At 57.7% G+C, this 13963-nt stretch carries 13 protein-coding genes; 11 read left to right on the forward strand and 2 right to left on the reverse strand.

Translation table 11 applies throughout. The annotated features are described in order from the left end of the window. Positions 1-250 precede the first annotated feature (250 nt). Together VI215_04575 and VI215_04580 are read right to left on the reverse strand one after the other, a co-directional pair. Positions 251-673 (reverse strand): YciI family protein, encoded by a 423-nt coding sequence (locus VI215_04575; GenBank protein HEY6191585.1) that lies wholly within the window; start codon positions 671-673, stop codon positions 251-253. A 192-nt stretch (positions 674-865) separates the two neighbouring features. Beyond that, on the reverse strand, positions 866-1702 hold the full coding sequence (locus VI215_04580) for a UDP-2,3-diacylglucosamine diphosphatase (GenBank protein ID HEY6191586.1): 837 nt from the start codon (positions 1700-1702) through the stop codon (positions 866-868). Positions 1703-1911: 209 nt separating this feature from the next. On the opposite strand from VI215_04580, the gene VI215_04585 reads away from it, so the two are divergent. The 11 genes from VI215_04585 to VI215_04635 all read left to right on the forward strand — a co-directional run bounded on the left by VI215_04585 (position 1912) and on the right by VI215_04635 (position 13903). Continuing rightward, the gene (locus VI215_04585) at positions 1912-3126 is read left to right on the forward strand and encodes a heparan-alpha-glucosaminide N-acetyltransferase domain-containing protein (GenBank protein ID HEY6191587.1); all 1215 of its coding nucleotides are present in this window, start codon (positions 1912-1914) and stop codon (positions 3124-3126) included. 429 nt (positions 3127-3555) lie between these two features. Next, the gene (locus VI215_04590) at positions 3556-4218 is read left to right on the forward strand and encodes a peroxiredoxin (protein ID HEY6191588.1); all 663 of its coding nucleotides are present in this window, start codon (positions 3556-3558) and stop codon (positions 4216-4218) included. Positions 4219-4228: 10 nt separating this feature from the next. Continuing rightward, the gene (locus VI215_04595; protein ID HEY6191589.1) at positions 4229-5362 is read left to right on the forward strand and encodes an FAD-dependent oxidoreductase; all 1134 of its coding nucleotides are present in this window, start codon (positions 4229-4231) and stop codon (positions 5360-5362) included. 72 nt (positions 5363-5434) lie between these two features. Continuing rightward, on the forward strand, positions 5435-6337 hold the full coding sequence (locus VI215_04600) for an alpha/beta hydrolase (GenBank protein HEY6191590.1): 903 nt from the start codon (positions 5435-5437) through the stop codon (positions 6335-6337). Positions 6338-6348: 11 nt separating this feature from the next. Beyond that, positions 6349-7254 (forward strand): pirin family protein, encoded by a 906-nt coding sequence (locus VI215_04605; protein HEY6191591.1) that lies wholly within the window; start codon positions 6349-6351, stop codon positions 7252-7254. 41 nt (positions 7255-7295) lie between these two features. Further along, positions 7296-7529, forward strand: a complete 234-nt coding sequence (locus VI215_04610) for a DUF2630 family protein (protein ID HEY6191592.1) — start codon at positions 7296-7298, stop codon at positions 7527-7529. Between the two features lie 35 nt (positions 7530-7564). Next, complete coding sequence (locus VI215_04615; GenBank protein HEY6191593.1) at positions 7565-9679, forward strand: protein kinase; 2115 nt, start codon at positions 7565-7567, stop codon at positions 9677-9679. Between the two features lie 62 nt (positions 9680-9741). Further along, positions 9742-10164, forward strand: coding sequence for a DUF1801 domain-containing protein (locus VI215_04620; protein ID HEY6191594.1), 423 nt, complete (start codon positions 9742-9744; stop codon positions 10162-10164). A gap of 282 nt (positions 10165-10446) precedes the next feature. Further along, complete coding sequence (locus tag VI215_04625; GenBank protein HEY6191595.1) at positions 10447-12516, forward strand: S8 family peptidase; 2070 nt, start codon at positions 10447-10449, stop codon at positions 12514-12516. A 235-nt stretch (positions 12517-12751) separates the two neighbouring features. Further along, complete coding sequence (locus VI215_04630) at positions 12752-13573, forward strand: methyltransferase domain-containing protein (GenBank protein ID HEY6191596.1); 822 nt, start codon at positions 12752-12754, stop codon at positions 13571-13573. Between the two features lie 72 nt (positions 13574-13645). Then, on the forward strand, positions 13646-13903 hold the full coding sequence (locus tag VI215_04635; protein ID HEY6191597.1) for a hypothetical protein: 258 nt from the start codon (positions 13646-13648) through the stop codon (positions 13901-13903). Positions 13904-13963 lie beyond the last annotated feature (60 nt).

A 13963-nucleotide genomic window follows, 5' to 3' on the forward strand; every position in this document is an offset into this window, starting at 1 on the left:
CTCTACGCTACGGGTGAACGGTGAGGGGTATCCCTCCGGCCGTGTGAGTACGAGCGTAAATTTAGTCAGAATGCCGCTCATTGGCAAACCGCCCGGGTAATCGTTAGTTCCCCATTTTGATTTTGTCATCCTGAGCACATTCGCTTCGCTCAGTGTAAACTCCGCGAAGGATCTCCCTCCAGTTGAAAGCCAGAATGCCAGATCCTTCGGTCGCTACGCTCCCTCAGGATGACAAATAACGGGGAAATGTCTATCTCCCGTTGAGCTTCTCCACTTCCAGGCGTAGGCGCTCCTCCTGATGACGCAGTTCGGGGGTGAACTCTTCGCCGAAATCCTCCGCCTCGAAGACCTGCCGGATTTCCACTTCGGTCTCTTCGAACGGGGCGCGCTTGAGCCAGTTGATCGCCTCATCCATCGACTTCACCTTCCATATCCAGAAACCCGCCACCAGATCTTTGGTTTCGGCGAACGGCCCACCGACGACGGTCTGCTTCCCTTCCGAAAACCTGACGCGCACTCCTTTGGAACTCGCATGCAGACCCTCGCCCGCGAGCATGACGCCGGCTTTCACCAGTTCCTCGTTAAACTTTCCCATTTCGGCAAGAAGCTTCTTGTCGGGCAGAACCCCCGCTTCGGAGTCCTTGTTGGCCTTGACTATCACCATGAATCGCATGATTGGACCTCCTTCTTGTTGTGAGCCTGGCCGTCCGGGAGCTCTTGATCCGGACTGGCCCGGCCCGATGATTGAGTTGTGGCTTCAGCAGTTAGCAGTGCGACAGGACACAAGATCGAAAACGCCGGGGACGATTAAAAAATTCCAGCTGGTCAGGGGTGCGGGGGGGAGCTGGAACCTGGGGTGAGATTGTCAATTCAGGGCAAGTTCAGGGGACCGACCCGTCCTCGGGGAATCGGGTGCGTCGGAGGTTTCAGCGGATTCTTGCCGGAGGGGAGGCGAGTATATTCCGAGGTGGACGGTCCCGTTCCGGATACTGAGATAGGTTGGGGGGAATTCGGTCCAGCACCCCCCGTTCACATAGGTGACGCCGCCCTCCGTCATTTGCTCGGCGAAATGAGTATGCCCGCAGCAGACGATTCGGGCGTTCTTCGATCTTGCGTAGGCGACGGATTCGACTCGGATCTTCTCGATGCACCGGAGAAACACCTTTGTGTTGCTCTTCGCGAACCGGGCGAAACGGTGGGTCCGGTCGATCCACTGCAGCAACCGGTACAGAAGGTCCCCGAGGAGTGTGATCGTCGGGTACATGCTGATAAAGTCATCAAACTGGTGACCATGGAGAACCAGCACGGAAGCCGCGCCGCTCATAAATGTGTATTCATCCCTTACGTCGACTCCGAGGAGATGAGAGATCGGGTCCGCCGGTCCGTCATGGTTCCCGCAAACCCATGTGATGGGAACCGTGTCCGATAATTTTCGAATCAAAGAGAGGACTTTCCAATGGCGTTTGTTCAGCCGGCGAAAATCGATGGAATCGAAGACATCTCCGTTCAGAATCAGTCGCGTTGGAGGAAACTCCGAGTGCTGAAGCTCCTGGAGAAACTCGATGAGGAGTTTGTCCTGGCAGAGAGAGCTGCCGAGGTGCAAATCGGAAATGATGATCGCATCGGCGGGCGACCGGCCGAACGGGGCATAGGGGAGGAGAGGGCAGGTTCTGTCAAAGATCTCCAGAAAATATCCTTTCAAATGTGTCGAATAGTTCGCGCTTCAGTTTCTTCTGAACCTTGTGATGCCTGCTCATCCTTCTCCAATTTAGGATATTATGTTACCAGGATATGACCCCATTGTTACTATTGCGTGAATAAGCCGGTTCCGTTTGATTGCTTGATAATAGTGGGGATTTTGATTAGTTTATCGGGAATTTTCCTTCCCGCCAGAACAACGACACCGGCAACATGTCCGACAAGGAACAGCAACCCGCCCAGACAGCGTCCCGCATCGGGTCGATCGACCTGATCCGCGGCGCAGTGATGATCCTGATGGCGATCGATCATGTTCGCGTCTTTTCAGGAATCCCTGCGGGCGGCCCCGTGCCCGGGGTCTTCTTTACCCGTTGGGTCACGCACTTCTGCGCCCCGGCATTCTTCTTCCTTGCGGGGACGAGCGCCTTCTTCTACGCGAGGAAGCACGGCGATCTCTCAAAGCACCTGCTGGTTCGCGGCAGTTGGCTCGTCTTCCTCGAACTGACATTCCTCCGGCTCGCCTGGACGTTCAATTTCGATTTCGCGCACTACGAAATGGCGGGTGTCGTTTGGGCCCTGGGATGGTGCATGATCCTCATGGCGGGACTGGTGAAGCTGCCGCCCAAACTCGTCGGCATCATCGGAGTACTCATCATCGGATGCCATAACCTTCTGGATCCGCACCTGGGAGATCTGACCCCCGCCATGCTCAACAGCGGCTTCAGCGGGCTCTGGAAAATCCTGTACCTTTCTTTTTTTGCGGGACCGGTCACGCTCGGAGAGAACGGTCCGAATCTCATCGTTCTCTATTCCATCGTCCCGTGGATTGGGGTCATGGCATCCGGATTTGCGTTCGGAAAGATCCTCATGCGGGAGCCCCGGGATCGGAACCGCGTTTGTCTGATCATCGGCCTCGGAGCGACGGCGCTGTTTGTGCTGCTTCGCGGTTTCAACATCTATGGCGACCCGCGCCCGTGGAATCCCGCCGCTCAGGGATTCAACGGTGGGCCCCCGATGCCTCCGTTTCTTGCCTTCCTGAACACGACAAAGTACCCCGCGTCGCTTCTGTTCCTCCTGATGACGCTCGGCCCGACCATCGCGCTGATCCCCTTCGTGGAAGGCGCCCGGAACGCCTTTTCGCGATGGCTCACGATGTTCGGACGTGTCCCGTTTTTCTTCTATCTTCTCCACATCCCGCTGATCCATGCTCTTGCGCTTCTCGTTTCCTGGATCAGGTCCGGCGAAGTGAGCCCCTGGCTCTTCACCAACCATCCGATGGGAAACCCGCCGCCTCCCGACGGCTACACCTGGAGTCTCCCGCTCCTCTATCTGGTCTGGGCGGCAGCGATCCTGATTCTCTTTTATGCGTGCAGATGGTTTGCCGGACTCAAAGCCCGGAGGAGCGAGTGGTGGCTGGGGTATCTGTAGACGCAGGCTTTAGCCTGCGTTAAACTCGACGATTAAGGTTTGGCAGGTTGTTCGATGTAGGGGCGACGCATGCGTCGCCCGAGAGGGTCATCGCATCATCTGAGCTTCCGGGCGGGGCATGCCCCGCCCCTACAACAGCCCGCAACCTGAAGGTTGCGGCTACCGAGGCCTCCGGCTCCTCGTTGCGCCGTAGAGCATGGGAACAAGACATTCTCTCGGGCTTGGTAGCCGCAGGCTTTAGCCTGCGGTCTTTTGGTCCGGCAGTCGAATCTCAGCCTCCCCCGACGATTCGATCCTCTTGCATAATTCAGACCGATTCATTATCATTTGTTGAGTTTGGGAGTTCACCTGTTCTGCCATCCGTCGAGCCTTCGAAAGTAGTGTCGAGTATCTTTAAACCAAAAATCAATAATCAGGAAGGGACCCGTCATGTCGCTGAGAATCAACGATGAAGCGCCCAATTTCACCGCCGCCACAACCCAGGGGAACATCAATTTCCACGAATGGATCGGCAACGGCTGGGCAATTCTCTTTTCACATCCGAAGGATTTTACCCCGGTCTGCACGACCGAGCTGGGGTACATGGCGAAGCTCGAGCCGGAGTTTGCAAAACGCAATTGCAAAGTCATGGGACTGAGCGTCGATCCTGTCGAAAGCCACAAGGAATGGGAGAAAGACATCAGGGAGACGCAGGGGTACTCCGTGAACTACCCGATGATCGGTGACCGCGATCTGGCGGTCGCGAAACTCTATGACATGCTCCCTGCGACGGAATCGGGCACTTCGGAGGGGCGGACGCCTGTGACGAATCAAACCGTGCGCTCCGTCTTTATCGTAGGACCGGACAAGAAAATCAAGCTGACGCTGACCTATCCGATGACGACGGGCCGCAACTTCGACGAGATTTTGCGCGTCCTCGATTCGATGCAGCTGACCTCCAAGCACAAGGTTTCGACTCCCGTAAACTGGAGGCAGGGGGAAGACGTCATCATCGCCGGATCGGTCTCCGATGCAGAGGCGAAGGAGAAATACCCGGATGGCTGGAAGACAGTCAAACCCTACCTCCGGGTAGTAAAGCAACCCGGCGCGTAGAACTCCGCCCATGAAATTACGGGTGGTCGTTCTGGGTGCGGGGTTCGGCGGTCTCGAGCTCACCGCCCTCTTGTCGGAGGCGATCTCCGTTGATCTGGAGCTTACTCTTATCGACAGGAGCGATTCGTTCTACTTCGGATTTTCGAAACTCGACGTGTTGTTCGGCCGAAAGGAAGCCGAGGCCGTCCGGATTCCGTACCGGGCCATCGTAAAGCCGGGCGTCCGTTTTGTCCGGGAATCCGTCACAGCGATCGATCCCGGGGCCCGTCGTGTCACGACCGATCAACATGTCTATGAAGCCGATGTGCTCGTAGTGGCGCTCGGAGCCGACTATGATACCGGCGCGACACCGGGGCTCGCCGAAGGGGGCAACGAGTTTTACTCCATGGCCGGCGCCGAACGTTTGCGGAAGATTCTTCCGGGATTTACGAAAGGGAACGCCATTGTGGGGGTGACATCGGCGCCGTTCAAGTGTCCCCCGGCGCCGAGTGAAGCGGCGCTGTTGCTGCATGACTACCTTGCCACGCGGGGAGTTCGCGACGCCTGTACGATCAGCCTCGTGATGCCCTTCGGCATTCCCATCCCTCCGTCCCCTGACACCTCCAAAGCGCTTCTTGCCGCGTTTGCGGAGCGGGGGATTTCATACGTTGGCGACCGCAAGGTGAGTTCGCTCGATCCCGCGCGAAAAGTCGCCATCCTTGACGACGGGCGCGAGATGCCGTACGATCTCTTTCTCGGGATTCCGAAGCATTGTGCGCCGGACGTCGTCCTCCGGAGCGGCATGGCGGAAAACGGATGGATTCCGGTCGACAAGAGGACGCTTAGAACAAAATTTCCGGGCGTGTACGCGGTGGGCGACGTGACAAGCGTCGGGACGCCGAAAGCAGGGGTGTTTGCCGAAGGGGCCGCGCGTGTGGTGGCGGCATCGCTCATTGCCGAAGCGCGCGGGGGAGGGGGTTCGTCTCAGTATAAGGGTGCCGGGTCTTGCTATGTCGAATTTGGCGGGGATCGGGTCGGGCGCGTCGATGTGGATTTCTTCTCGGGTCCGAAGCCGACCGGGACCTTTTTTGAACCCTCGCCCGCCCTGGTGGAGGAGAAGCGGTATTTTGGATCGAGCCGGCGCTCCCGCTGGTTCGGGCTCTGACCATGACAAATGTAAGCCCTCTCGGGACGTTCAGAGAGGAATAGTTGTTCGAACAAGGGAAAGGGGGTACTCATGGCTATCCTATCCACAGTTCTCACGACCAAAGAAACGAACGAAATCGATCGTGCCAACAAGTCCGGTTTGCAACCGGTTGTGTTCGTGCACGGACTCTGGCTTCTTTCGAGCAGTTGGGATCGCTGGCGGGCTCTCTTCGAAGAGAAGGGCTTCATCACTCTCGCTCCGGGTTGGCCCGACGACCCCGATACCGTCAAGGAGGCCAAGCAGGATCCGGAGGTTTTTGCCCACAAGCGGATAAAACAGGTTACGGATCACTATGTAAGGGCGATACGCCGGCTCAGAATGAAGCCCGTAGTGATCGGCCATTCTTTTGGCGGGCTGATCGCGCAGAGATTGGCGGGAGAGGGCGTGGCGGCTGTGACCGTCGCGATCGACCCGGCGCCATTCCGTGGAGTTCTTCCCCTGCCGCTCTCAGCTCTCAAGTCAGGATCGGCGGTCCTCGGCAATCCTCTTAACTATACCCGCGCCGTCCCGCTCACGTACGAGCAGTTCCGGTACTCTTTTGCGAACGCGGTGGAGGAAAATGAAGCCCACCAATTGTACGAGACCTACTCGGTTCCCGGTTCGGGAGTGACGGTCTTTCAGGCGGCGACCGCCAATCTCAACCCCTGGACGGAGGCGCAGGTCGACACCGGCAATCCGCAGCGCGGACCGTTGCTCATCGTCTCAGGCGAGTACGACCATACCGTGCCGTGGGCGATCGCGCACGCGTCCTACAAGCAACAGGAGAAAAATCCCGGTGTGACCGAAATTCATGAAATCCCGGGCCGCGGCCACTCCCTCACCATCGACCATGGTTGGCGGGAAGTGGCGGAGACGACGCTGGCGTTTGTCGCCAAACAGATCCGGAATAACCAACATTTGCATCAGGAGAACGAGGCGAAGCGGACTTTATAGGAGGCTTCACGATGTCGATCAGACCTGTCAAGCGGATCATCCAGGCTCAACCCACGCTCGAAGGGGCCGGAGTGCACTTGCGCCGGGCGTTCGGGTTCGGGCAGACGGAGGAGTTCGATCCGTTCTTGCTGTTGGATGATTTCCGGAATGAGAATCCCGCCGACTACCTTGCGGGTTTTCCATGGCATCCGCATCGGGGAATTGAGACTATTACGTACGTCCTCGCAGGGGAGGTCAACCACGGGGACAGTCTGGGGAACAAGGGGAAGCTGGGCGCAGGCGATATCCAATGGATGACGGCGGGAAGCGGAATCCTCCATCAGGAAATGCCCCGTGGAGATCCGCACGGGCGGATGCACGGATTTCAGTTATGGGCGAACCTTCCTTCGTCGCTGAAAATGACGCGGCCGCGTTATCAGGATATTTCATCCGGGGAAATTCCGGAGGTGACGGACGACGATGGTACCAGGGCCCGGATTATTTCCGGAGATTTCTGGGGAAAGACAGGCCCGGTGGAGGGTGTCGCAGCGGATCCCCGGTATCTCGACATCGCGGTTCCCCCGGGGAAGTCGAAAACACTCCCCGTGGAGACGACACGCCACGCGTTCGCGTACGTTTTTGAAGGCGACGGCAGGTTCGCTTCGGCCTCGAAGCCGCAGCCGGTGAGAACAGATCGCGTCGGCTCGACGGGCGGCGAGGTCTACGAAATGGCTGGAAATCGATCTCTCGTGCTCTTCGACAGGGGCGACGAGGTAACGGTTCAAGCCGGCGAGAAGGGTATCAGATTCTTGCTGGTGTCCGGCCAGCCGCTCGAGGAGCCTGTCGCCTGGCGCGGTCCCATCGTGATGAATACGCAGGAGGAGCTGCGTCAGGCCTATGCCGAGCTCCAGAACGGAACGTTTATCAAGAGTCGATGATCACGGTCTTGGAAATCAACCAATAGAAAGGAGAATGCGCCATGGATGACGGGCAGGTACTGAAACACATCAAGGATTTAACCGACGAGGAGGAACGCCTTTACACACGGGAAAACCTCAGCGACAAGGAAGTGCGCCGGCTCCAACAGATGAAGGTCGAGTTGGATCAGTGCTGGGACCTTCTCCGCCAGAGGCAAGCCCTGCGATCAGCGGGCAAGAACCCCGATGACGCGAGGGTTCGCCCTCCCGATATCGTCGAAAACTATGAGCAGTAGGGCAGGCCGGGAATGAAGAGATCGGAGAAGCAGGGGTGATCGGTCAAACGGTATCCCACTATAAGATCCTGGAGAAGCTCGGGGAGGGCGGAATGGGCGTGGTCTACAAGGCCCACGACACGAAGCTCGACCGCGTTATCGCGTTGAAATTCCTGCCGTCTCATCTCGCGGACTCTGAACAGGATAAGGCGCGGTTCCTGTTGGAAGCGCAGGCCGCCGCCTCGTTGAATCATCCGAACGTCTGTTCGGTCATCGACATTCAAACCGCCGACGATCAGCACTTCATCGTCATGGAGTACCTGACGGGGGAGAATCTCAAGAAGAAAATCAAAAAGGGCGCGCTGAGCGTCGACCAGATCGTCGAAATCGGAGCCGGCATCGCCCAGGGGCTCAACGCCGCGCACGAGAAGGATATTATCCATCGGGATATCAAATCGGATAATATCATGATCGGTTCCGACGGGCAGATCAAGATCATGGACTTCGGGCTCGCCAAGCTTCGCGGGAGAGCGGACCTGACGAAGGCGGGCAGTACGGTGGGCACTGCGGCGTATATGTCGCCCGAACAGATTCAGGGGATGGACGTCGACCGGCGGACCGACATCTGGGCGTTCGGAGTGGTCTTCTATGAGATGATCGCGGGACAGCTTCCGTTTCAGGGAGAGCATGAGGCCGCGGTGATGTACGAGATCCTGAATGTCGAACCGAGGGCGCTCCAGACCCTCCGGTCCGATCTCCCCGCTCATCTTCAGGAGCTCGCGGCGCAGTGCCTCCAAAAAGACCGCTCAAGGCGGCTCTCCTCCGCTGCCGAGATTGTCAAACGCATAAAGCAGCCTGTGCCGGCGGTTCCCCCCGCGGTCGACGAGAAATCCATTGCGGTCCTCTATTTTGAAAACATGAGCTCCGAAAAGGAGAGCGAGTATTTCTGCGCCGGGATCACCGAAGACATTATCACCGACCTTTCGAAGGTCAAAGAGCTGAAGGTCGTGTCGCGGAGCGATGTCCAGCCGTTCCGCAATAAGGAAGTGAACCTCAGGCAGGTCGGTGAATCCCTGCGTGTAAATTATATTCTGGAGGGAAGCGTTCGCAAAGCGGGGAATAAGATCCGTATTACCGCCCAGCTCATCGACGTGCAGACCGGTTTCCATGTCTGGGCGGAACGCTATGACCGGCTCATCGAGGATATTTTTGATCTGCAGGATGAGATCGCTCAAAATATCGTGAAGGCGCTGAAGGTATCGCTCACGGAATCCGAAAAGGAGTCTTTAAGCAAGAAACCGACTGACGACCTCCGCGCGTATGATTTCTACATGCGCGGCCGGGAATCGTTGTTCAAGCGGGGAAAGAAGAACACCGTTGCAGCGATACAGATGCTGGAAAACGCGATCGCGCTCGATTCGAATTTTACCAACGCCCATGCGGCGCTCGCCGAGGCATACTCGAACATGTACACATTCTATGAGGGCACCCCCGAATGGCTGGAAAAAACCATCGAGAGCAGCCAGAAGGCGCTCACGCTTGATCCGGGGTCGATTGAGGCCCAGTTCGGCATTGGTATGGTATATTTTCACCAGAAGCGGTATCTCGAGGCACAACGAACCCTGGAATCAGTCATACAGCAGAATCCCGATCATTATGACGCGTACCGCTGGTTGGGAATCACATCAGACATTCTCAAAGAGTACGATGCTGCTCTCGGATGGTATGAGCACTGTGTCACGCTCAAGCCTTACAGTGAAGAGCCCTGGATGCATATCGATATGACTTGTCGGAGGAAAGGGGATGCGAAGGGTTCAGAGCTGGCGACGCGCAAGCTTGTCGAAGTCGCCGAGCGGAAATTGAACGTCAACCCCGACGATGTGATCGTATTAAGCCGGGTGGCAAATCCATACGCACAATCCGGCGACAAAGAGAAGACCTACCGGGCTCTCAGACGAGTCCTTGAATTAGACCCGGAGGATGGTCTTGCAATCTATAATTGCGCCTGCACCTATGCCATGCTGGGGGACAAGAAAGAAGCATTCGATTGTTTGCGAAATGCAAGCCGCAAGGGATACAAATACGTCAGCGAGTGGGTAAAAAGCGACCCGGATTTTGCCCTCTACCATGAAGACCCTGAATTCAACTCTCTTCTTTCGGAAATACGTTAGCAATCTGCCTCATAATCCCCGCACCCTTTCAGTATTCAAACCAGACACCATAAGATTAAGCTATGGCAAAGAACAAAACAATTGAAACAGGCAAGAGCGTTCAGGGTTTCCTGGCGAAGATAAAGAACGCTCAACAACGCGATGATTGTGCCGCGATAGCCACCTTGCTCGCCAAACATTCCGGATTCGAACCGAAGATGTGGGGGCCGGGCATCGTCGGTTTTGGCACCGTTCATTACAAGTATGAAAGCGGGCGCGAGGGCGACATGCCGCTCGTCGCATTTTCTCCGCGTGCAAGCGCGATCGTCTTCTACCTCTCGGCGAACTTCGAGCAGCGTGACGAATTGTTGAAGAAATTGGGGAAGCATAGGACAGGAGGAGGGTGTCTGTACATCAAAACCCTCGCCGATGTCGATCCGGCGATCCTGACCAGGATGGTCAAGAACACCATCAAGCATAGAAAGACAGGCGTGGGGCACACATGAGGACCATCGACGCGCCCCTTTCTCCGGAGGTTGTTCTGTTGTTTCACTAAACCTTCCGCCGCGCCGTTCCAACGGCCGGGCGATTTCTCCTTGCGGGAAACACCGGTCCTGCCTAGATTTCCGTGAATTGCCCCTGAACATCCCACTATATTGTTTCCCCTGAGGAATCTCCTGAATCTTCTCCTTGCCGCGCTCATCTTTTGGGCGAGCTCTCCGGCCCATGCCGGGACCCTATCCGCCCGTTTTCAGGATCGCCTCGCGAACCTCAAACCCGGCGAGACCTTGCCGGCGCTTCTCCGGTTTTCCGATCAGGCCGATCTGCACAGGTTTACAGACGGTAAGAAATCGGCTCCGGCGCTCATCCGGTCATTGCGAGACCTGTCGCAACGGGATACCGGGAGGCTTCGGGCCGTTCTCTCGGGGCAGGAGTACAAGGGACGCTTCACGCCCCTCTGGATCGTCAACGCCGTCGCGCTCGATGCGACATTATCCTCTGCGCAAAGATTATCCGATCTTCTCTATGTGGCGAGCTGTGACGAGGATGAAGCTGTCGTGGCGGGAGATGTCGACATGGACAGCCCCACCGATTTCATCCAGCAGGGAGGATCGAATCCCGGCTGGAACGTCAGTAAAATCGGCGCGGATTCCGTCTGGTGGCAGTATGGTCTCACGGGTGAGGGGGTACTCATCGGGTCGATGGACGGAGGGGTCGATACCGCTCATCCCTCGCTGGCACCGAAATGGAAGGGGGGAGCCCACTCGTGGTTTGACGCGATCAACGGCAGGCCGAACCCGTACGATGACCTGGGCCACGGGACCCATACGACCGGCACGCTCGTGGGCGGCGACGGCACGGGACCCGATCCCAACGATGTCGGGATCGCCTACGGGGCAAAATTCATCGCCGCGAAAATGCTCAGCAGCGGGTACTCCACCGTGTCGCAGGTGGTGAGCGCTGCGCAGTGGATGCTCGATCCCGACGGGGATCCATCCACCAACGACTTTCCCGACGTCATCAATAATAGCTGGCTTTCCAATACGCGAGGCTCGACCTGGTTTTACGATGCCGCGGCAGCCTGGCGGGCGGCGGGGATCATACCGGTGTTTTGCGCCGCCAATTTCGGGCCGGCGGACTCGTCGACCCGCTCTCCCGGCGACTACGGAAACTGCATCAGCGTCGGGGGAACGAACTCTGTGGACGACCGCTTCGCAGCCACCTCCGTGGGTCCCTCCCCGGTCGGGGCCCCTTTTCCGGATGATAGACGAAAGCCCGACTTGTCGGCTCCCGGCGAGGGGGTGGTTTCATCGCTCGCCGGAGGGGGATTTGGCGCGGCGAGCGGTACCTCCATGGCGACGCCTCACGTGACGGGAACGATCGCTCTCCTGCTCGAATCGGTCCCCGACCTTTCCTATGATGAGATCCTCGATATTCTGAAACGAACATCCGTCGACCTGGGGGCTTCCGGGTATGATTATGTGTTCGGGTACGGGCGCATCAACGCGCTCGCCGCCGTCCGGGAGGCCCTCAGGCTTCGCGTCAAAACAGCGTACGACGAGCGATGGAATCTTGTCTCGATGCCTCTCGTCGCGGGGAATGATTCGGTCGCGTCGCTCTTCGGGTCGCCGGCAGTCCCGGCGTACGGTTATGACTCGGGTTTCGGCTATACCGCCGCGGTCACGATGGCGATGTGCAAAGGGTACTGGGTAAGGTTTCCCGCGGCTCGTTCCGCCTCCTTCTCGGGCCGTGTAGTCGAAGACACTTCATTTTCCGTGACAACCGGCTGGAACCTCATCGGCGGGATTTCTGTCCCTGTTCACGCGTCTTCCATTACAAGCGAACCGCCGGGAATGATCACCGGAAATTTCTTTGGTTACGCGGGCTCGTACTTCGTGTCGACCGACATCAACCCCGGAAGAGCCTATTGGGTGAACGCTAGCCGGAGCGGGACGATCCGCCTGTCGTCGCATCCTGCGGCCGATCCATCGAGCCGTCTCAGGATCCTCGGGACTTCGGAGCTGCCGCCATCTCCGCCGGAATTCAGCGTGAGGGTTTCAACGGAAGTGCCCGGAAAATATTCACTTCGACAGAATTACCCCAACCCGTTCAATCCGTCCACCGTTATCCGTTACAATCTTCCGGCGGATTCACGCACTAAGATCAGGATCTACAACACCCTGGGCCAGCTGGTGGCGACTCTCGTGGATGGCGTCGTTCGCGCGGGACCTCAGAAGGCGATCTGGGATGCATCGAACGCGGCAAGCGGGGTGTACTATTACAGGCTCGATGCCGTGAGCACCGCCCCTGGAGGCGGCTCGTTCACAGAGACCGGAAAAATGATCCTCATAAAATGACTTTTACACCGCCTTCCTGATCCAAGCAGTGCCTCAATTTTAACGAACATGTCATCCTGAGGGAGCGTAGCGACCGAAGGATCTCGTCTTTCCGATCTGCGAGATCCTTCGCTTCGCTCAGGATGACAAAATAGGACAGCACCCTGGTCCGGTCCGGATTGTAAATTCCAGGTTTTCTGCGTACGTTAAGGCGAAGTTTTCGACTCTTCCTGCTTGATCTAAAGGGGGTACCTGATTGACCACAACCAAGCCAAAGGAATACGCCCTCGGCACGCATGATGCCGAGGTTGTGCGCCTGGGAATACAACACAAACTCTGGAGCGCCTCGGCCTTCGCAATCTGGGAGAGAGCGGGGATTTCGGCAGGCAAGACCGTGCTCGACATCGGTTGCGGCCCGGGATACACGAGCTATGACCTGGCGGGGCTTGTCGCGCCTTCGGGAAAGGTCATCGCTGTCGACGAATCGGTCCGGTTCGTCGAACACCTCAAGCAGCGCCTCCGCGCCGACGCCGGAGTACCCATCGAGCCCCGCGTGGGCGATGTGCAAAAACTCGATTTGCCCCCTGAGTCCATCGATGCCGCATACCAGCGCTGGGTGCTTTGTTTCGTGCAGGATCCGGAAGCCGTAATACGCGGGGTCGCGAAGGCGCTAAAGCCGGGAGGGGTTTTTGCAATACAGGATTATATGCATTACGAGGGAGTACTTCTCTCGCCGCGGAGCGCGGCGTTCATGCGTTTCATGGCCGTCGCGTCGAAAGCCTGGAACGAGCATGGAGGAGATACGCAGGTCGGAATGAAGCTTCCCGGCCTGCTGGCGAAACATGGGCTCAGACCGGTGGAGATCAGTCCTCTTCATCGCATCGCGCGCCCGGATTCCCCGCTCTGGAGGTGGCCGACAATTTTTATCGAAACCTATGCGCCCAAGCTCGTGGAAGAGGGGAGACTGACGCCGGAGGAGCACGAAGCGCTTGTCCGTGATTGGGCCGAGCACACGAAAAATGCGGCGGCATTCTTTTGCTCGCCTCCGATGATCGACATTATTGCAGTGAAAGAATAGAACCGGGGAAGTTCAACGTTCTTCAGCCCGTCACCGCGGGCAACACCGCCATTCATTAGAGAGGAGCATTCGATGGACAGATATCTCATTTCCCTGACACATACCACTGAAGACTGCGTCAGAGCGCTGAAAGCGGTTGAAGGGGTCGGCATGATCACTCACTTCGACTGGGGCTGCAAAGACGGCGAGCACACAGGATGGGTGACGATCGAGGCGGAGAACAAGGCCCAGGCCATGATGGTCGTTCCCCCCTTGCTGCGCGACAAGGCCCACGCAGTGATGCTGGTGAAGTTCAGCCCGCAGGATGTCCAGTCGATGCACGTGATGTAGCGGCCGAAGGGCGTCCGCCTCTCATTCAACCTTGTATTTCTCCATCAGTTTCTGAAAGCG

The organism is Bacteroidota bacterium, assembly GCA_036522515.1.
GTDB lineage: Bacteria > Bacteroidota > Ignavibacteria > UBA10030 > SZUA-254 > VBOC01.